The sequence below is a fragment of the Umezawaea sp. genome (genome assembly GCF_057122925.1).
In genome coordinates this window covers 13941-32005 of sequence record NZ_DBNGPQ010000186.1, presented here as the reverse complement: position 1 = coordinate 32005, position 18065 = coordinate 13941, and the positions used below count along the sequence as shown (strand labels likewise).

Below are 18065 nucleotides of genomic sequence, written 5' to 3'. Positions count from 1 at the left end.
TCGTTCGGTTCTCTGTTCCGTCGGGGCTCACTCGGCCACCGGCGGGCCTCGCGACCCCGTGGCTACGATAACAACGATGTCCGAGGTGACGACGCCCCCGATGGCGGCCCCGGCGGGTTCGGCCTTCCCCGGCCTTCGGGAATTCGCACCGGCGGAGCCCGGTGAAGATCCGGATAGGACGGATCGCGCCTCCGGAGAACCATTCCGGCGGAGAAGTTCCGGCTTCTCCGGAACGGCGGACGGCCGCGCCGGGAGCGGCGGTCGATCCGACCGTTCGCGCGCGTTCCACGGCGACGTCCTTCTGACACCATGAGCCGGTGGCAAGACCTGACTGGGCACCCGACGAAATCGACCTGGAACGACCGAGCATCGCGAGGGTCTACGACTACTGGCTGGGCGGCGCGCACAACTTCGCGGCCGACCGGGCGCTGGCCGACCAGGCGCTGGGCGTCATGCCCAGCCTCAAGTCGGCGATCATGATGAACAGGGCGTTCCTGCGCAGGGCCGTCCAGAGCCTCGCGGCCTCGGGCGTGCGGCAGTTCCTCGACCTCGGGTCGGGGATCCCGACGGTCGGCAACGTGCACGAGGTCGCCCGCCAGGCCGCTCCCGACTCGCGGGTCGTGTACGTCGACCGCGACCCGGTGGCGGTGGCGCACAGCCGGTCGCTGCTCATGGGTGACGCCGGGGTGGCGGTGCTCCAGGCCGACATCCGCGACCCGCGGGCCGTGCTGGACTCGCCCGAGGTCCAGGACCTGTTCGACCTCGGCGAGCCGGTCGCGGTGCTGATGGTGGCGCTGCTGCACTTCGTGCCGGACTCGGAGGACCCGATCGGCATCATCCGGGGCTACCGGGACCGCCTGGCACCGGGCAGCCACCTGGCGCTGTCGCAGCTGGGCACCGAGCCCGGCGAGGAACCGGAGGGCTGGCAGCGCTACCGCGACCTGTACGCCGCCTCGGTCACACCGCTCTCCTCGCGCGGTCACGCCGAGGTCACCGCGTTCTTCGAGGGTTTCGACCTGGTCGATCCGGGTGTGACGCGCATCCCGCTGTGGCGGCCCGAGTCGGTGGACGACCTGGAGCCGGACGCGGCCCGCTTCCCCGGTTTCGCGGGCGTGGGACGGCTGCCGGGATAGGTGCTCTTCGGCGGGCCGACCCGCCCCGGAGGGTGTACGACTGGGGCCATGACGATCGTGATCCTGGGCGGCGGGTTGGCGGGTGCCAAGACCGCGGAGGCCCTGCGCGCGCAGGGGTACGACGGCGCCGTGGTGCTGGTGGCGGGGGAACGCCACCGCCCGTACGAGCGGCCCCCTCTGTCCAAGGGCTACCTGGGCGGCCGGGACGACCGGTCGAGCTTCACGGCGCTGGCCGACGGCTGGTACGCGGAGAACGACGTCGACCTGCGGCTGGGGACGACGGCGGTCGCGGTCGACCTCGCCGGGCACCGGGTCGTGCTCGACGACGGGTCGCACCTCGACTACGACAAGCTGGTGCTGGCCACGGGGTCGTCGCCGCGGGTGCCGTCGATCCCCGGTGCGGGGTCGGCGCTGTACCTGCGGACCGTCGAGGACTCCGACCGGCTGCGGGAGGCGTTCACGGCGGGTTCCCGGCTGGTCGTGGTCGGGGGCGGGTGGCTCGGTCTGGAGGCCGCGTCCGCGGCTCGGCAGGCCGGGGTCGAGGTGACCGTCGTGCACTCGTCGTCGCTGCCGCTGCGGCGCGCGCTGGGAGCCGAGGTGGCGCGGGTGTTCGCGGACCTGCACACCGAGCACGGCGTGGGGTTCCGGTTCGACAGCCGGGTGCTGGAGATCACCGCGACCGGTGTGCGGCTGGACGACGCGGTCCTGCCCGCCGACCACGTGCTCGTGGCGGTCGGGGCGGTGCCGAACGTGGACCTCGCCGAGGGGCTCGACGTGGACAACGGCGTGGTCGTGGACGCGACGCTGCGCACCAGCGACCCGGACGTCTACGCCGTCGGCGACGTGGCGAACGCGTTCAACCCGGTGCTGGGCAGGCACATCAGGGTCGAGCACTGGGCGAACGCGCTCCACCAGCCCGCGACCGTCGCCGCCGCGATCCTCGGGCGGGGCGCGAGCTACCAGGAGCAGCCGTACTTCTTCACCGACCAGTACGACGTCGGCATGGAGTTCGTCGGCGACATCACCGGCTACGACCGGGTCGTGTTCCGCGGCGACGTGCCCGGCCGCGAGTTCCTCGCGTTCTGGCTGAAGGACGGCGTCCTCGTCGCGGGCACGAACGTGAACGTCTGGGAGGTCAACGACCGGATCAAGGCCCTGATCGGCACCTCGCCCGCCGTGGACCGCCTCGCCGACCCCGACGTGGACCTCGCGACCCTGGCGGGCTGACCGGCCGCTACGGGTCCAGCAGGCGCTCGGGGCCGACGGCCTTGGCGCCCAGCCGGTCGTCGGGGTTGACCAGGGCGCAGGTGTCGAACGAGAGGCAGCCGCAGCCGACGCACTCGGTGAAGCGGTCGCGCACCCGTTCCAGCTTCTCGATCCTGGCGTTGACCTGCTCGCTCCAGCAGTTCGACGCGCGCTCCCAGAACTCGCGGGTGGGCGGAACGCCCTCGGGGAGCAGGGCGAGCACGCCGCCGATGGACGCCAGCGGGATGCCGAGGTGGTGGGAGGCGCGGATGAAGGCGATCCGGCGGAGGACCTCGCGGCCGTAGCGGCGCTGGTTGCCCGGCGTGCGGCGGCTGCGGATCAGGCCCTCGCGCTCGTAGAAGCGCAGGGCGGAGGTGGGGACGCCGCTGCGCGCGGAGAGTTCACCGATGGTGATCTCGTGGATGTTCGCCGGGAGCTGAGCCACGTCGGCCACGGTAGCTTGACTTCAACCTTTGTTGAAGTTCGATGCTGGGCCCATGACCACACCACTCCGGCTCGCGATCATCGTGAGCAGCACCCGTGACGGCCGCTTCGGACCGGTCGTCGCCTCCTGGTTCACCGGCCTGGCCGAGCGGCGCGCCGACCTCACCGTCACGGTGGTCGACCTCGCGGAGACGCCCCTGCCCACGACGATCACCGGCGACCCGACGCCGGAGCAGGCCGCGCAGCTCGCGGCCGTCACGCCGAAGCTCGCCGAGGCGGACGCGTTCGTCGTCGTGACGCCCGAGTACAACCACAGCTACCCGGCGGCGCTGAAGAACGCGATCGACTGGCACTTCACGCAGTGGCGGGCCAAGCCCGTCGGTTTCGTGTCCTACGGCGGGATCTCCGGCGGGCTGCGGGCCGTCGAGCACCTGCGGCAGGTCTTCGCGGAGCTGCACGCGGTGACGGTCCGGGACACCGTCAGCTTCCACAACGCGCACGGCCGGTTCGACGACGGCGTGCCGAAGGATCCCGAGGCGTGCGAGCGGGCGGCCGGGGTGATGCTCGACCAGGTGGCCTGGTGGGCCCGCGCGCTGCGCGACGCCAACGCCCGCACCCCCTACGCGGCCTGAGGAACGGGAGTGGCAGTGCTCGATCCGGAACGCGCGGACGTCGACTCCGTCCTGGTCACGAGGTGGACCGCCGACGACCCGGACGCCGCCGTCGTGGAGGCGCTGGCGGGGGCGAAGCCCGAGGGGCTCGTCGCCGCGGCGGGGTACGCGGGGTTCGACGGGACCTCGGTGCTCCTGTACGAGCAGTGGCGGGGCACCCCGACCGAACGGCGGGAGGGCGCGGTCGAGTACCGGTGGTACCGCGGTGCCACGCGGCCGGACCCGCCCGAGGTCGGCTGCGTCGTCATCGTCACGGCCGAGTTCGACGGCGTCGTCGACCCGCGCACGTGGGTCGACGCGGTGCTCGACGCGCTCGCCGCGGACGACTCCCCCGCCCCCGGCGGCATCTCGGCGCACTTCCACGTCAGCGCCGACGGCACGCGGGCGCTCAACCTCGCGGGCTGGACGTCGGAGGCGGCGCACGTCGCGGCGCTGGAGGCCTCGGGGCAGGGCACCGTCGGACTCGGCGAGAAGTGGCGCGCGGTCAAGGAGTTCCCCGGCACGACCGGCGGCGGGTTCACCAGGTTCCGCCTGGTGCGGGAGGTCTGAAACGGGTCGACCGCGACCCTCTCGGGGGTGCACGATCCAGACCATGGCTGACACGGACGCGGAGCGGCTGGCGGACCTGCTGGCCCGGCAGGCCGACCTCCAGCGGGAGGCGGCGCGGGTCGTCGCCGACCTCGACCTCATGGCCCTGCTGGGGAGGCTGGGCCGGGTCGAGGTGATCGGGAGCGCGGCGTCCGGGCTGATGGTGTGGCGGGACCTGGACATCAGCGTCCACACGTCGGCCTCCCGCGCCGAGGTGGCCGACGTGGTCCGGGACCTGGTGGCGCACCCGGAGGTGGCGGACCTGCACTTCACGGGTCCGCACACCCCCTCCGGCCTGCCCAAGGACCAGCGGTACTACGCCGTGCTGCACCACCGGGGCTGGAAGGTCGACCTGTCGCTGTGGACCAGCACCGGGCCGTCCGGCGGGTTCTCCGACGCCGCCGCGCTCCGCGACCGGCTGGACGACGAGACGCGGGCGGCGATCCTCGTGATCAAGGACCACTGGTGCCGCCTCGACGAGTACCCCGACGTCGTCAGCGGCGTCGACGTGTACGACGCGGTGCTGGACCACGGCGTCCGGACCGTCGAGGAGTTCCGCGCCCGTTTGGGCTAAGGGGTGCGCGCGGGCCGTCTACGGATGTGGTGGGCGGGTGGTGCCGCCGAGCATGGAACCCATGGGACGCAGGAGATCACTGGGGGTCGTGCTGGCGGTCGTGGCGGGGTCGTCGCTGCTGACGGGCACGGCCGGGGCTGGGACCGGGGTCCCGTTCGAGGTGCAGAGCCTCGACGGGACGGGGAACAACAGGGCGCACCCGGAGTGGGGCGCGGCGGGCGCCAACTACTCGCGGGTGGCGCCCGCGCACTACGCGGACGGGATCGGGGCACCCGTCACGGGGCCGAGCGCGCGGTACCTGAGCAACCGCGTGTTCGCGGACGGCGGCGTGACGCGGCCGTCCGAGCGGGTCACGCAGTGGGGCACGGCGTGGGGCCAGTTCCTGGACCACTCGTTCGGCCAGCGGATCGGGTCGAACGAGCCGGGCAGCATCCCGTTCGTCAACGGGGCACCGATGGAGGACTTCCACAGCGACCTCCCGGTGGTGCCGTTCGGGCGCAGCGCGGTGGCTCCGGGGACCGGCGTCACGACCCCCCGGGAGCAGCCGAACAGGCTGAACTCGTACCTGGACGCGGAGGCCGTGTACGGCAACGAGCCCGACCGCCTGGCGTGGATGCGCGACGGCGCGAAGCTGCTGATGCCGGACAACCTGCTGCCGCGCCGGGACGCGCGCGGCGACGCCTCCACCGCGCCGCGCGCGGACGACCCGGTCGGCATGGGGGCGCGGGCCGTCGTGACGGGGGACGACCGGGGCAACGAGAACGTGTCGCTCACGGCCGTGCAGACGCTGTTCGCCCGCGAGCACAACAGGATCGTGTCGCTGCTGCCGTCGTGGCTGCCGGAGGAGCAGCGGTTCCAGCTCGCGCGGCGGGTCGTGATCGCCACGCAGCAGCACATCACCTACACCGAGTTCCTGCCCGCGCTGGGGGTTCGGCTGGCCCCGTACCGGGGCTACGACCCGTCGGTGGACGCGACGCTGTCGAACGAGTTCGCGACCGTCGGGTACCGGGCGCACAGCATGCTGCGCGGCAACGTGCTGGTGCGGACCGAGGCCTCCCGGTACTCGGCGGAGCAGCTCGACGCGCTGCGGGCCAAGGGCGCGCTGGTCGTGCCGAGCGGCGACCAGGTGGAGATCACCATCCCACCCGCGCTGGGCGCGTTCCGGCCGGAACTGGTGGGCGAGGTGCAGCTGGGGCCGCTGCTCAAGGGGTTGGCGTCGCAGGCGCAGTCGCGCAACGACGAGCAGATCGACGACGTCGTGCGCAGCCTGGCGCTCACGCAGCCGGGGTGCGGGTCGAACTGCCTGACCGCGATCTTCGACATCGCCGCGATCGACGTGGAACGCGGACGGGACCACGGGATGCCCTCCTACAACGAGCTGCGCGCGGCCTACGGGCTGGGACCGAAGGCGTCGTTCCAGGCCGTCACCGGCGAGTCGACCGAGGCCTTCCCGGTCGACCCCGAGCTCACGCCGGGCGCGGAGGTCGACGACCCGGACAGCATCGACTTCGTGAGCCCCGGCGTGCGGCGGACGACCGTCGCGGCCCGGCTGAAGGCGTTGTACGGGGACGTCTCCGCGCTGGACGCGTTCGTCGGGATGAGCGCCGAGCCGCAGGTGCCCGGCACGGAGTTCGGTGAACTCCAGCTGGCGATCTGGCGCGAGCAGTTCACCGCCATGCGGGACGGCGACCGGTTCCACCTGGGCAACGACCCGGTGCTCGCGATGGTGAGGCAGAGGTTCGGCATCGACCACCGGCACGGGCTCGGCGACGTGATCGCGCTGAACACCGACGTCCCGCGCCGCGACCTGGCCCGCAACGTGTTCCGCACGTCCTAGTGGGAGCGGCCCGTGCTCGGCGGTCTGCCGGGCGCGGTGCCGGGCGTCGAATGCGCGGCGGAGGTCGCCGGGCGCGGCACTAGTCTCGGGGGATGCGCATGGGGTCGCGCGGTCTGGTCGTGCTGGGGTGTCTGGGGTTGCTGGGTTTCGGCGGGTTGCTGTGGGCGATCAGCCACACGCCGCGGCCCGGCCTCCCCGCGGTGGTCGCGATCGTGCTGGTGGTGGTGACGGCCGCCGTCGGGCCCTGGGTGGCGCTCGTGCACGCCAGGCTCGGCGACGACCCCGAGGTCAGGGGGCTGTTCCGCGGGGTGCTGGTCGCGGCGGTGGTGATCGCGGTCGGCGGTGTCGCGGCGGCCGTGGCGCTGAGCTACCAGGAGAGGCTCGCGTCGCCCGCGGCGATGCTGTCCGTGATGGCCGCGGGCGGGGTCGCGCTGGTCGGCGCGGTGGTGTTCCCGTGGCTGTTCCTCACGACCCGGATGCTCGCCAGGGAACGCGCCGCCAGGGCCCGCGCCGAGGAGCGCGCGGACCTGGCGGCGCACCTGCACGACTCGGTGCTCCAGTCGTTGACGCTGATCCAGAAGCAGGCCGACTCGACGGAGGTCCGCAAGCTGGCGCGGAGCACCGAACGCGACCTGAGGTCGTGGCTGTACGGGCGGCAACCCGTGGCGGGCAACGACTTCTCGGCCGCCGTCACGGCCACCGCCGAGGTCGTGGAGGACGCGTTCGACGTGGTGGTGGAGCTGGTGTCGGTCGGCACGTGCGCGATGGACACCCGGTCGCGGGCGGTCGTCGGCGCGATGCGGGAGGCGCTGACGAACGCGGCGAAGCACGGCGGGGTGCGGCGGGTGTCGGTGTTCGCCGAGGTGAGCGAGGCCGAGGTGTTCGCGCTGGTCCGCGACCGGGGGCGGGGTTTCGACCCGGCCACCCGCTGCGGCGCGGACCGCCGCGGCATCCCCGACTCGATCGAACGGCGGATGCGGCACGAGGGCGGCGCCGCCGTGATCCGGTCCGCGCCCGGCGAGGGCACCGAGGTGGAACTGCGGATGCCGTTGGGGCGCGGGTGATCCGGGTGCTGGTGGTCGACGACCACGCGCTGGTCCGGTCGGGCGTGCGGGCCGAGATGGACGACGGGCTGGACGTGGTCGGCGAGGCCGGGGACGTGGCGTCCGCGCTGGAGGCCGTCCGGGCGCTGGTCCCGGACGTGGTGCTGCTGGACGTCCACCTGCCCGGCGGTGGCGGCAGGGCGGTCCTGGAGGCCGCCGTGCCCGCGTTCCCGACCGTCCGGTTCCTCGCCCTGTCGGTGTCGGACGCCGCGCGGGACGTCATCGCGGTGATCAGGGCGGGTGCGCGGGGCTACGTGACGAAGGCGATCACCGGGGCCGACCTGCGGGCGGCGATCCGCCAGGTGCACGAGGGCGACGCGTGCTTCTCGCCGCACCTCGCCGGGTTCGTGCTGGACGCGTTCCGCGGCGACCCGGAGCTGGACCGGCTGACGCCCCGCGAGCGGGACGTGCTGCGGCTGGTCGCCGCCGGGTACACCTACCGGGAGGTCGGCGTGCGGCTGTCGATCTCCGGGCGCACGGTCGAGACCCACGCCGCCGCCGTGCTGCGCAAGCTGCAACTCCCCGACCGGCGGGCGCTGTCGCGGTGGGCGAGGGCGCGCCTCTAGCCGGAGGCGGGCCGGGAAATTGGATACCGACCGGTTTCCACAGGGCCGACCAGGGAGTTCACCACCTGAAACCACCCGTTCCCCTGGGTTCCGTTTTTCGGGTGAAACGGCGGAGTGCTCTCAGTACCCTCGTGGAATGGGGAACTCAGGCACGGATTTCGCACCACCGCCCAGCCCGCGCAAACGCCTGCTGGCGGCGTCGATCAGCCTGTTCTACCGCAACGGGATCCAGGCCACGGGGGTCAGCGAGCTGTGCGAGGTCGCGGGGGTCTCCAAGCGCACGCTCTACCAGCTCTACGGCGGCAAGGACGACCTGGTCGCCGCCTACCTCGCGCACGTGCGCGACAACAAGGTCCTCGCCGCCGAGCGGACCCTGTTCGACGACGCCCTCCCGCCGAGGGACCGGATCGTGCGACTGTTCGACCGCCCCGACCCCGGCCCGTTCCGGGGCTGTCCCTTCCACAACGCGAGCGTGGAGCTGACGACGCCGGGCCACCCGGCCGCGCAGGTCATCCACGCGTACAAGGAGAGCTTCGAGCGGCGGATCGCGGACTCGGCGCGCGAGGCCGGGTGCCGCGATCCGGAGCGGCTCGGCCGGACGCTGATGCTGCTCTTCGAGGGGGCGACGGCGCTGGCGACCTCGACCGGCGACCTGACGTCGTTCGACTCCGCCCGGCCGCTGGTGGAGAGGCTGGTCGACGAGGCGACCGCCAGCGCGTGACGACCTCCCCGAGGTGGCGAGTTCGAGCCACGCTCCTCCTCCCGGAAGTCCGCGCGGGGCACCGGATTCGCCTGGTGGGCCCCGTGCCGCTCGGGTGTGGCGGCGCGCTTCCCCGGACGACCCGACCGGTTCCGGCTCCTAGCATGGAGGGGTCGGCAGACCAGCGAGGGAAGGAAGAACCCGGATGCGCAGCACCACCTCCGTTCGCGCACTCGTCATCGGCACCGCGGCGGTCGCCGCCCTCGGCGGTCTCGCGGGCGTCTCGTCGGCCACGCCCGGCACCGGGGTGTCGGCCAAGCTGCTCTTCCAGAAGACGGTCGGCGACAAGGACTACGTCGTCCGCGAGATCACCATCCAGCCCGGTGGCGAGACCGGGTGGCACTTCCACGACGGCAGGGTGTACGGCGTGGTGAGGTCCGGCACCCTCACGCACTACGACGACACCTGCTCCGTGGACGGGGTGTACCGGCCGGGTGAGTCGATCAGCGAGCCGAACGGCTCCGACTACGTCCACATCGGACGCAACCACGGCACGACGCCGATGGTGCTGGAAGTCCTGTACGTCAACCCCGCGGGCGCTCCCCTCTCCAGGGACGCGGACGCACCCGCGTGCGAGCGATGACCGATCCGCGGTCCGGGGACCCGCTCCGGGTCGACCGCCGGTTCACGCTCGCCCGCACGAGGTGATCTCGGAGCTGCCGGGCGTCCCCCACGCCGACCGGAAGGAGGTCGAGGAGTTCTTCGCCGCCCCGATCGTCGAGAAGCGCGCGAACCCCGGCGACGACCTGCTGTCGGACCTCGACGCCGGTGGACCTGGCCGCGAGCGGGCCCGCGCGGGCGGGCAGGCCTGGGGTCGTGAGTCACCGGCAGGCCGGACCGGTCTCCGCGGAAGCCACCATCACGGGAAGCCGCCGTTCTCCGCGAGTGCACGTCGTGAGGCCGAAGCGGTACGCAACCGCGTTCACCGATCGGGATCAGATCCGCAGCCGCGGCAGCAGCCCGCAACCGCGAAAGCGGCTATACAATTCGCGGTATGCCGAATCTGCGGATCAGCGAGGCCGCCGCGCTGCTCGGGGTCAGCGACGACACCGTGCGCCGGTGGGCCGACCAGGGCCGTCTGCCGGTCGTCCACGGGGACAACGGGCGGATGGCGGTCGAGGGCAGCGCGCTGGCCGCGTTCGCCCAGCGGCTCGCCGACAACCCCGAGGCGGGGAGCACGGTGGCCGCGTCCGCCAGGAACCGGATGCGGGGCATCGTCACCCGCGTCGTGAAGGACGGCGTGATGGCGCAGGTCGAGATGCAGGCCGGGCCGTTCCGGGTGGTGTCCCTGATGAGCCGGGAAGCCGCCGAGGAGCTCGGGCTGGAGGTCGGGGTCGTCGCCGTCGCCTCGATCAAGTCAACGCACGTCGTGGTCGAGATCCCGGAGGCCTGAATGTTCCGCCGCACCGGTGCCGTCGTGCTGGCCGCCGCCCTGACCCTCGCGGGCTGCTCGGCGCGGGACACCGCGGCCACCAGCCCGCCGTCCGGATCGGGCTCGTCCGCCGTCACCGGACCGCTCACGGTGTTCGCGGCGGCGTCGCTGACCGAGTCGTTCACCCGGCTGGGCGAGGACTTCGAGGCCGCCAACCCCGGCGTGGAGGTGACGTTCAACTTCGCGGGCAGCTCCGCTCTGGCGCAGCAGATCAACTCCGGCGCGCCCGCCGACGTGTTCGCCTCCGCCGCGCCGACCAGCATGGGGCAGGTCGCCGACGCGGGCGGGATCACCGGCGACGCGACCACGTTCGCGAAGAACGAGCTGGAGATCGTGGTGCCGAAGGGCAACCCGGCGAAGGTCTCCGGGCTGGCCGACTTCGGCACGGCGGACCTGAAGATCGCGCTGTGCGCGGAGCAGGTGCCGTGCGGGGCGGCGAGCGGGAAGGTGTTCGAGGCGGCCGGGGTCACGCCCGCGCCGGACACCCTCGAACAGGACGTGAAGGCCGTGCTGACCAAGGTGAAGCTCGGCGAGGTGGACGCGGGCCTGGTGTACCGGACGGACGTGGGGGCCGCGGGCTCCGAGGTCGAGGGCATCGAGTTCGCCGAAGCCGACGAGGCCGTGAACGACTACCCGATCGCGCCGCTGGCGAAGGCGCCGAACGCCGCCGCGGCCAAGGCCTTCGTGGACTTCGTGCTGTCGGCGGCGGGCCGCGAGGTGCTGTCCGCCGCCGGCTTCGCCGCTCCGTGAGCCGCCGCCAGGGCACGCGGGGGCGGCTCCCCGCCGTCCTCGTCGTGCCCGCCGTGGTCGGGCTGGCGTTCCTCGTGGTCCCGCTGGCGGGGCTGCTGGTGCGGGCTCCGTGGTCGACGCTGCTCGACCAGCTCTCCAGCCCCGCCGTCGGTGAGGCCCTCGGCCTGTCGCTGGTCTGCGCGTCGCTGGCGACGGTGATCTGCCTGCTCCTCGGCGTGCCGCTGGCGTGGCTGCTGGCGCGCGGCGACGTGCCGGGGCGCGGGGTGGTCCGGGCGCTGGTGACCGTGCCGCTGGTGCTGCCGCCGGTCGTGGGCGGGGTGGCGCTGCTGCTGGTGCTCGGGCGGCGCGGGCTGGTCGGGTCCTACCTGGACTCCTGGTTCGGGATCTCGTTGCCGTTCACCACGACCGGGGTCGTGATCGCGGAGGCGTTCGTGGCGATGCCGTTCCTCGTCATCTCCGTCGAGGGAGCGCTGCGGGCGGCCGACCCCCGGTTCGAGGAGGCCGCCGCCACGCTGGGCGCGTCGCGCTGGCTGGTGTTCCGGCGGGTCACGCTACCGACGATCATGCCGGGGATCGTGGCGGGCACCGTGCTGTGCTGGGCTCGGGCGCTGGGCGAGTTCGGCGCCACGATCACGTTCGCGGGCAACTTCCCCGGCAGGACGACCACCATGCCGCTCGCCGTGTACCTCGCGCTGGAGAGCGATCCGGACGCGGCGATCGTGCTGAGCGTCGTGCTGCTGCTCGTGTCGGTCGTCGTGCTGGCCAGCCTGCGCGACCGGTGGACCAGGAGCGCGACGTGACGCTGGAGGCCGACGTCCGGGTCGAGCGGTCGGCGTTCCGCCTCGACCTGGCGCTCACGGTCGCGCCCGGTGAGGTCGTCGCGCTGCTCGGGCCGAACGGGGCGGGCAAGACGACGGCCCTGCGGGCGCTGGCGGGGCTGCTGCCGCTGGACGGCGGGCGGATCAGGCTCGACGACGTCGTGTGGGACGAGCCGCCGTCGGTCTTCCTGCGCCCCGAACTCCGGCCGGTCGGCGTGGTGTTCCAGGACTACCTGCTGTTCGCGCACCTGTCCGCGCTGGAGAACGTCGCGTTCGGCCCGAGGGCGCGGGGCACCGACCGGCGGACCGCGCGGCGGACGGCGGCCGAGTGGCTGGACAGGGTCGGGCTGGCCGAGCACGCGGGCACCAAGCCCGGTGCCCTGTCCGGCGGGCAGGCGCAGCGGGTGGCGCTGGCGCGGGCGTTGGCCACCTCGCCGTCGCTGCTGCTGCTGGACGAGCCCCTGGCGGCGCTGGACGCGGGGAACCGGCTGCTGGTGCGCACCGAGCTGGGCCACCACCTGACCGACTACCCCGGCCGGACGCTGCTGGTCACGCACGACCCGCTGGACGCGATGGTGCTGGCCGACCGGCTGGTGATCGTGGAGCACGGGCGGGTCGTGCAGTCGGGGCCGCCCACCGAGGTCGCCCGGCAGCCGCGCACCGAGTACGTGGCCCAGTTGGTCGGGCTGAACCTCTACCGGGGCCGGGCGTCCGGCACCGCGGTGGACCTGGACGACGGCGGCACCCTCACGGTCGCCTCGCCCGCGTCCGGCTCGGTGCACGTGGCGTTCCCGCCGTCGGCCGTGAGCCTGCACCCCGACCGGCCGTCCGGGAGCCCGCGCAACACGTGGGAGGTGACCGTGGTCGGCGTGGAGCAGCACGCGCACACGGTCCGGGTGCGGCTGTCGGGGAGCCCGGCGGTGCTGGTCGACGTGACCACCGCCGTGGTGGCGGAGCTGCGCCTCGTGCCGGGAACCCGGTTGTGGGCGGCGCTGAAGGCGACCGAGGTCCACACCTACCCGGCGTGAGCGGGCCGCCGATCAGCCCCCGAGCCTGGTGATCACGGTCTTCGCGTCGTCGTCGGCCAGCACCACGCCGAACACGTCGGCCAGCGCGGTGACGACCCCGGTCGGTGCGAGTTCGAGGTCCTCGCGGTCCGCGGTCGGGTGGTGGGTGGTGAGGCGGGTGCCCTCCAGGACCCTGAGCCGGTCCGCGCCCATGCGCTGCGCCATGACGCGGCCGTGGAAGTGGGAGCGGGGGTGCGTGGCCATGAAGTGGTTGGTGGCCAGGAAGTCGATCGGGTAGCGCGGCGACTCGGTGAAGGCGTGGACGGCCAGCCAGCGGTCGCCGCGCCGCGTGTGCAGCACCCACTCCGGGGCCTCGCGGGTGAGGCGGTAGCGCCACCCGCCCTGGGCCGACTCGGCGCCGTCGGCCAGCTCCACCGGCTCCAGCGGGCTGCTGCCGAAACCGACGTCGCACAGCCAGACGCGGTCGTCGGCGGTGACGCGCAGGACGTTGTGGGTGGACGGGCGGACCTCCGTCGCCCCGAGGCGGACGCGGGCCTGCATCCCGGACAGCGGGAAGCCCAGGGCGTCCAGCGCCGCGGCGAAGAGGGTGGTGTGCTCCGAGCAGGTGCCGCCGCGGGTGCCGCGGACCAGCTTCGCCTGGAGCGCGGGCAGCGCCAGGTCGACCGGGCGGGCCAGGACCATGTCCAGGTTCTCCCACGCGATCGAGGTGACGTGGGCGCGCTGGACACCCCGCAGCGTCCCGACCGTCGGCGTCCGGTCGCCGTCGTAGCCGATCCGGGCCAGGTAGGCGTCCAGGTCCAGCTCTGCCCCACCCCACAGCGCGTCCACGCCCCCGAACCTACTGGGTGCCCCGGTGGGGGACGGCGGGGCGGCCGTCCCCCACGGCACGTCAGCCCCGCACGCGGTGGGCCGCCGCGACCAGGGTGCGGAGCGCGGGCTCGACCTCGGCGTAGCCGCGGGTCTTCAGCCCGCAGTCCGGGTTGACCCACAGGCGTTCGCCGGGCACGGCGTCCAGCGCGGCGCGCAGCAGGTCGACGACCTCGTCCTCGGTCGGCACGTTCGGCGAGTGGATGTCGTACACGCCGGGCCCGACGGCGCGGCTGAAGCCGACGGCCCTCAGGTCGTCCAGCACCTCCGTGCGGGACCGGGCGGCCTCGATCGTGGTCACGTCGGCGTCCAGCCCGTCGATGGCGCCGATGACGTCGCCGAACTCCGAGTAGCACAGGTGGGTGTGCACCTGGGTGGACGCCGCCGCTCCCGCGGTGGCCAGCCGGAACGAGCCCACGGCCCAGTCCAGGTAGGCCTCCCGCTGTTCCGCGCGCAGCGGCAGGAGTTCCCGCAGCGCGGGCTCGTCCACCTGCACGACACCGATGCCCGCGGCCTCCAGGTCGCGGATCTCGTCGCGCAGCGCCAGCGCCACCTGCTCGGCGGTGTCGCGCAGCGGCTGGTCGTCGCGGACGAAGCTCCAGGCGAGGATGGTGACCGGCCCGGTCAGCATGCCCTTCACCGGCTTGCCGGTCAGCGACTGGGCGTAGGCGCTCCAGCCGACGGTGATCGGTCCGGGGCGGGACACGTCGCCGTGGATGATCGGCGGGCGGACGCAGCGCGACCCGTAGGACTGCACCCAGCCGGAGGCCGTCGACGCGAAGCCCTCCAGGTGCTCGGCGAAGTACTGCACCATGTCGTTGCGCTCGGGTTCGCCGTGCACCAGCACGTCCAGCCCGATCTCCTCCTGGAGCCGGACCACCCGCTCGACCTCGGCCCGGATCCGCTCCGCGTACCCGGCCTCGTCGAGCGTGCCTGCGCGGAGTTCGGCCCTGGCCCTGCGGACGTCGTCGGTCTGCGGGAACGAGCCGATGGTCGTGGTCGCCAACGGGGGCAGCGCGATGCGGGCCCGCTGCACGGCGGCGCGCTCGGCGTGCGGGGCGCGGGTGCGGTGCTCGGGGCCCAGCGCGGCGACGCGGGCCCGCACCTCGTCGTCACGGAGGGCGAGCCTCCGGCCGAGGAGCCGATCTCGGTGCCCTCGCACCGCAGGGCCCCTGCCGATCAGGACGACCTCGGCGACCTTCTGCCGCGCGAACGCCAGCCTGGACACGACCGCGGGGTCGAGGTCGGTCTCCGCGTCCAGGTCGTACGGCACGTGCAGCAGCGAGCACGACGTCGACACGGCGAGCGAGCCCACCGAGCCGAGCAGCGTCGCGGCCGTCGCGAGTGCGCCGCGGAGGTCGGTGCGCCACACGTTGCGGCCGTCCACGAGCCCGGCGACCAGCGTCTTGTCCCGCAGCCCCAGCAGGGTCGGGATCCGGTTCAGCGCGGCGGGCGCGGTGACGAGGTCGACGGCGACCGCCTCGACGGGCGCGTCGGCCAGCACGGGCAGGGCGTCGCCGAGGTCGCCGAAGTAGCCTGCGACCAGGATCGCCGGGCGCGCGGTGGCCCCGCCGAGCCGGGTGTACGCGCGGCGCAGCGCCGCCAGCTCGGCCTCGGTGCGGTCGGCCGCGAACGCGGGCTCGTCGAGCTGAACCCACGGCGCGCCCGCGTCGGCCAGCGCCGACAGCAGTTCGACGTAGCGGTCCACGAGCTCGTCGAGCAGGTCGAGCGGCGCGAAGTCCGGCGGCGCGGTGGCGGAAGCCTTGGCCAGCAGCAGGAACGTGACCGGGCCGAGCAGCACCGGCCGGGTCGTCACGCCGAGGTCGAGCGCCTCGCGGAACTCGGCGACGGGCTTGTCCCCGGTCAGCGCGAACCGGGTCGACGGCTCCAGCTCCGGCACGAGGCAGTGGTAGTTGGTGTCGAACCACTTGGTCAGCTCCAGCGGCGCGACACCGTCCCGGCCGCGCGCCGCGGCGAAGCAGGTGTCCACAGCGGACAGTCCGAGGTCGCGGAACCGCGCGGGCACCGCGTCGAACAGCACGGCCGTGTCCAGCACGTGGTCGTAGAACGAGAAGGTGTTGCCCGGCACGGAATCCAGGCCCGCCTCGACCAGTTCCCGGACGGTGTCGGCGCGCAGGTCGCGGGCGACGGCGGCCAGCGCGTCGGCGTCGGTGCGGCCCGCCCAGTAGGCCTCCACGGCGCGCTTGAGCTCCCGCCGGGGGCCGATCCGGGGGTAGCCCAGCACGGTGCTGCCGATCTCGGGGGTGTTCACAGCTCTCTCCTCGCGAGCGTGCCGACGAGCCCGAGGCGGCGTGGCGGCACACGAGGAGGGACGGCGCGCACGCCGTCCAGGTCCGCGCGGACCCTCCCACGAGGTCCCGGACTCCACGCGCACCGGTGGTGCGCGTACCGGTGGCAGGTCTTCGGACTCGCGGGCACCCACCGGAGGACCGGTGGACCTAGTGGCCGTCGCTTCCCGGGCCCCGCGGGCCCAGTGCTCTCGTGACGGCGGTCGTTCCCGCTCACCGCTGCGGGGCAGTCCCGGATTCCCACCGGGTTCCCTCTTGCCTCGCTCCGCCCCGGAGGGCTCGGCGAACCACCAGCGCGACCGAGGGTAGCGGAGTCGGAACGTCCGTTCCAAGGGGTGGGAGCGGTCGTTGCCAACGCAATGACCGACCGGAACGCACCGGCCGACGTGCGAAAGTGCAGCCGTCGGAGTACCGGCGACCACAGATCGGCGATTCCCGGACTTTCACCGGAGGACGGTGGTCTACTCGGACGCGACCCGTCAACGAGGAAGGTGCAGGCCGTGATCTGCTGGGACCGAGTCGGCGACCACCTCGTGCTTGGCCTGTTCGACCAGATGGAGGTCGACCGCCTGCGCGGCTACCTGGTGGGGCTGCGGGAGGTGCTCGACGCGCGGTTCGCGGAGTACACCCGCGACTGCCCGCCCGGCAAGCAGCTCGGCGTGCCCTACCCCCTCGTGGAGAGCGACGACAAGCGGCTGCGGGCCATCATGCGCCGCCGCGTCGGCGAGGTCGGCCCGTGGCGCGAGCCCGAGGTGTTCCGGCCCCTGCACAAGGCGATCACCAGGGTCCTCGGGTCGCTGCCCGAGCGGGGCGGGCTGGTCCAGCTGCACTCGGTCGACTGCGCGCAGGCCTGGTCCCGGTCGCTGACCGACCTGCGGGTCGCGATGTCCGCCGCCGCGCGGGACGGTGATCCCGTGCTGGCCAGCCGGACCCGGTTCACCACCCGGTGGCTGAAGTCCGTGGTGCGCACGCTCGACACGGCGGCCACCAAGGCTCCCGAGCCGGTGCCCCAGGACCTCGTCGACAGCATCAACCAGGTCCGCACGTACTGGATCTGACCCCGCGGGCGAACGGCCGCGTCGACGGGACGTGCGGCCCCGACCTCCCGCTACAGCCACGCACCCCGTGCGTAGTGCTCCACCTTCAGGTACCCGCCGGAGATCTCGTTCAGCGCGGCCTCCGCGCGGCCGAGCGCCTCCGGCATCCTGGCGGCGGCGCTGTCCCAATTGGCCTTGTGGGCCGCGTAGGCGTCGCGCGCCGCACCGTCCCAACCGGCAAGGCCGCTCTGGGCCGTGGTGTTGAGCTCGGCGAGCTGGTCCAGCACGGCCCTGGTGCAGGCCGCCATGTTGTCGCGGACGCTGTCCGCGATCTGGAAGCTGAAGGTGTACGCGGGTGTCATCGCGGCTGTCCTTTCGGCGGTCGAGGAGCAGGAGGGGCGGGCCTAGCCGTTGCCGTCGGACCAACCGCCCGCGGCGTCGTCCTGCCGCGCGGTCGACGCCGGGGCACCGCCGCCCATGGCCTCGACCACGGCCCGCAACTCCTCGATGACGGTGGAGAGGCTGTTCTCCCAGTCGTCCACCGCCGAGCCGAACTCCAACGACTCGCCGCCCATCCAGGTGGAATGCAACAAAGTGACTTCGTCCACGACCTGGCCGAGCTGCCTGGCGAAGGCCGAGGCGGTGTTCTCGAACTGGATCCGCGCCTGACCCATACCGACCAAGTCCACCGAGGTGCTGTCACCTGCCGGCACTGGAACCCTCCTCGGGCGGGAATCATCTCAATTCGACCAAACAGGAGAACAGCGTTCATCCCCGTGCCCGTGAAACCGCGAACGAGATGTGAGGTGCTGGATGCTGAACAGTACGACGATGTCCAGCTAACGACAGGACACCCGGTTCCCGCAACAACACTGCCCTAGGGGTACCCCTACTCTGCCCTTC

General features: G+C 73.3%; 20 protein-coding genes and 1 riboswitch. Of the genes, 15 read left to right on the top strand and 5 right to left on the bottom strand.

Features of this window, described 5'->3' with window-relative positions; all coding sequences use genetic code 11:
* Window positions 1-317: 317 nt before the first annotated feature.
* Window positions 318-1133, top strand: coding sequence for an SAM-dependent methyltransferase (locus AC156L_RS41190; RefSeq protein ID WP_330881871.1), 816 nt, complete (start codon window positions 318-320; stop codon window positions 1131-1133).
* A 48-nt stretch (window positions 1134-1181) separates the two neighbouring features.
* Window positions 1182-2360 carry an NAD(P)/FAD-dependent oxidoreductase gene (locus tag AC156L_RS41185; protein ID WP_330881869.1) on the top strand — a complete coding sequence of 393 codons (1179 nt, stop codon included), beginning with the start codon at window positions 1182-1184 and terminating at the stop codon, window positions 2358-2360.
* Window positions 2361-2367: 7 nt separating this feature from the next.
* Here the strand turns inward: AC156L_RS41185 and soxR are convergent, their stop codons facing one another.
* Window positions 2368-2823 (bottom strand): redox-sensitive transcriptional activator SoxR, encoded by a 456-nt coding sequence (gene soxR / locus AC156L_RS41180; protein WP_484407817.1) that lies wholly within the window; start codon window positions 2821-2823, stop codon window positions 2368-2370.
* 52 nt (window positions 2824-2875) lie between these two features.
* Here soxR and AC156L_RS41175 point away from each other — a divergent pair, with 52 nt between their 5' ends.
* The 12 genes from AC156L_RS41175 to AC156L_RS41120 all read left to right on the top strand — a co-directional run bounded on the left by AC156L_RS41175 (window position 2876) and on the right by AC156L_RS41120 (window position 12949).
* On the top strand, window positions 2876-3454 hold the full coding sequence (locus AC156L_RS41175; RefSeq protein ID WP_330881865.1) for an NADPH-dependent FMN reductase: 579 nt from the start codon (window positions 2876-2878) through the stop codon (window positions 3452-3454).
* A 9-nt stretch (window positions 3455-3463) separates the two neighbouring features.
* Window positions 3464-4042, top strand: a complete 579-nt coding sequence (locus AC156L_RS41170) for a hypothetical protein (RefSeq protein WP_330881863.1) — start codon at window positions 3464-3466, stop codon at window positions 4040-4042.
* 43 nt (window positions 4043-4085) lie between these two features.
* The gene (locus tag AC156L_RS41165; protein ID WP_330881861.1) at window positions 4086-4655 is read left to right on the top strand and encodes a hypothetical protein; all 570 of its coding nucleotides are present in this window, start codon (window positions 4086-4088) and stop codon (window positions 4653-4655) included.
* 61 nt (window positions 4656-4716) lie between these two features.
* Window positions 4717-6492 (top strand): peroxidase family protein, encoded by a 1776-nt coding sequence (locus tag AC156L_RS41160; protein WP_330881859.1) that lies wholly within the window; start codon window positions 4717-4719, stop codon window positions 6490-6492.
* A gap of 92 nt (window positions 6493-6584) precedes the next feature.
* Window positions 6585-7556, top strand: coding sequence for a sensor histidine kinase (locus tag AC156L_RS41155; RefSeq protein ID WP_330881858.1), 972 nt, complete (start codon window positions 6585-6587; stop codon window positions 7554-7556).
* Window positions 7556-8161 (top strand): response regulator transcription factor, encoded by a 606-nt coding sequence (locus AC156L_RS41150; protein ID WP_330881933.1) that lies wholly within the window; start codon window positions 7556-7558, stop codon window positions 8159-8161. The genes AC156L_RS41155 and AC156L_RS41150 overlap by 1 nt, the downstream gene beginning before the upstream one ends.
* 136 nt (window positions 8162-8297) lie before the next feature.
* The gene (locus AC156L_RS41145) at window positions 8298-8882 is read left to right on the top strand and encodes a TetR/AcrR family transcriptional regulator (protein ID WP_330881856.1); all 585 of its coding nucleotides are present in this window, start codon (window positions 8298-8300) and stop codon (window positions 8880-8882) included.
* A gap of 184 nt (window positions 8883-9066) precedes the next feature.
* The gene (locus AC156L_RS41140; protein WP_330881854.1) at window positions 9067-9504 is read left to right on the top strand and encodes a cupin domain-containing protein; all 438 of its coding nucleotides are present in this window, start codon (window positions 9067-9069) and stop codon (window positions 9502-9504) included.
* Window positions 9505-9915: 411 nt separating this feature from the next.
* On the top strand, window positions 9916-10314 hold the full coding sequence (locus AC156L_RS41135; protein ID WP_330881852.1) for a TOBE domain-containing protein: 399 nt from the start codon (window positions 9916-9918) through the stop codon (window positions 10312-10314).
* A complete protein-coding gene (gene modA, locus AC156L_RS41130) occupies window positions 10315-11103 on the top strand; it encodes a molybdate ABC transporter substrate-binding protein (RefSeq protein ID WP_330881850.1) in 789 nt (262 codons plus the stop codon).
* Window positions 11100-11903, top strand: coding sequence for a molybdate ABC transporter permease subunit (gene modB / locus AC156L_RS41125; RefSeq protein ID WP_330881848.1), 804 nt, complete (start codon window positions 11100-11102; stop codon window positions 11901-11903). The genes modA and modB overlap by 4 nt, the downstream gene beginning before the upstream one ends.
* Complete coding sequence (locus AC156L_RS41120) at window positions 11882-12949, top strand: ABC transporter ATP-binding protein (protein ID WP_330881846.1); 1068 nt, start codon at window positions 11882-11884, stop codon at window positions 12947-12949. The genes modB and AC156L_RS41120 overlap by 22 nt, the downstream gene beginning before the upstream one ends.
* A gap of 12 nt (window positions 12950-12961) precedes the next feature.
* On the opposite strand, the gene AC156L_RS41115 is transcribed toward AC156L_RS41120, so the two are convergent.
* The gene (locus AC156L_RS41115) at window positions 12962-13777 is read right to left on the bottom strand and encodes an arylamine N-acetyltransferase family protein (protein WP_330881844.1); all 816 of its coding nucleotides are present in this window, start codon (window positions 13775-13777) and stop codon (window positions 12962-12964) included.
* 61 nt (window positions 13778-13838) lie between these two features.
* Window positions 13839-16088 (bottom strand): 5-methyltetrahydropteroyltriglutamate--homocysteine S-methyltransferase, encoded by a 2250-nt coding sequence (gene metE, locus AC156L_RS41110; protein ID WP_330881842.1) that lies wholly within the window; start codon window positions 16086-16088, stop codon window positions 13839-13841.
* Between the two features lie 125 nt (window positions 16089-16213).
* Window positions 16214-16432: riboswitch (cobalamin riboswitch) on the bottom strand.
* Window positions 16433-16625: 193 nt separating this feature from the next.
* Between metE and AC156L_RS41105 the strand changes: the two genes are divergently transcribed.
* Window positions 16626-17183, top strand: a complete 558-nt coding sequence (locus AC156L_RS41105) for a DUF2017 family protein (protein ID WP_330881840.1) — start codon at window positions 16626-16628, stop codon at window positions 17181-17183.
* Between the two features lie 50 nt (window positions 17184-17233).
* On the opposite strand, the gene AC156L_RS41100 is transcribed toward AC156L_RS41105, so the two are convergent.
* The gene (locus AC156L_RS41100) at window positions 17234-17524 is read right to left on the bottom strand and encodes a WXG100 family type VII secretion target (protein WP_330881838.1); all 291 of its coding nucleotides are present in this window, start codon (window positions 17522-17524) and stop codon (window positions 17234-17236) included.
* A gap of 42 nt (window positions 17525-17566) precedes the next feature.
* Complete coding sequence (locus tag AC156L_RS41095) at window positions 17567-17851, bottom strand: hypothetical protein (RefSeq protein WP_330881836.1); 285 nt, start codon at window positions 17849-17851, stop codon at window positions 17567-17569.
* Window positions 17852-18065 lie beyond the last annotated feature (214 nt).

Bases quoted from the DNA above. Each gene is read 5' to 3' on its own strand.
- AC156L_RS41185 (WP_330881869.1), top strand. From the start codon at position 1,182: ATGACGATCGTGATCCTGGGCGGCGGGTTGGCGGGTGCCAAGACCGCG.
- AC156L_RS41175 (WP_330881865.1), top strand. From the start codon at position 2,876: ATGACCACACCACTCCGGCTCGCGATCATCGTGAGCAGCACCCGTGAC.
- AC156L_RS41165 (WP_330881861.1), top strand. From the start codon at position 4,086: ATGGCTGACACGGACGCGGAGCGGCTGGCGGACCTGCTGGCCCGGCAG.
- AC156L_RS41160 (WP_330881859.1), top strand. From the start codon at position 4,717: ATGGGACGCAGGAGATCACTGGGGGTCGTGCTGGCGGTCGTGGCGGGG.
- AC156L_RS41155 (WP_330881858.1), top strand. From the start codon at position 6,585: ATGCGCATGGGGTCGCGCGGTCTGGTCGTGCTGGGGTGTCTGGGGTTG.
- AC156L_RS41145 (WP_330881856.1), top strand. From the start codon at position 8,298: ATGGGGAACTCAGGCACGGATTTCGCACCACCGCCCAGCCCGCGCAAA.
- AC156L_RS41140 (WP_330881854.1), top strand. From the start codon at position 9,067: ATGCGCAGCACCACCTCCGTTCGCGCACTCGTCATCGGCACCGCGGCG.
- AC156L_RS41135 (WP_330881852.1), top strand. From the start codon at position 9,916: ATGCCGAATCTGCGGATCAGCGAGGCCGCCGCGCTGCTCGGGGTCAGC.
- modA (WP_330881850.1), top strand. From the start codon at position 10,315: ATGTTCCGCCGCACCGGTGCCGTCGTGCTGGCCGCCGCCCTGACCCTC.
- AC156L_RS41100 (WP_330881838.1), bottom strand. From the start codon at position 17,524: ATGACACCCGCGTACACCTTCAGCTTCCAGATCGCGGACAGCGTCCGC.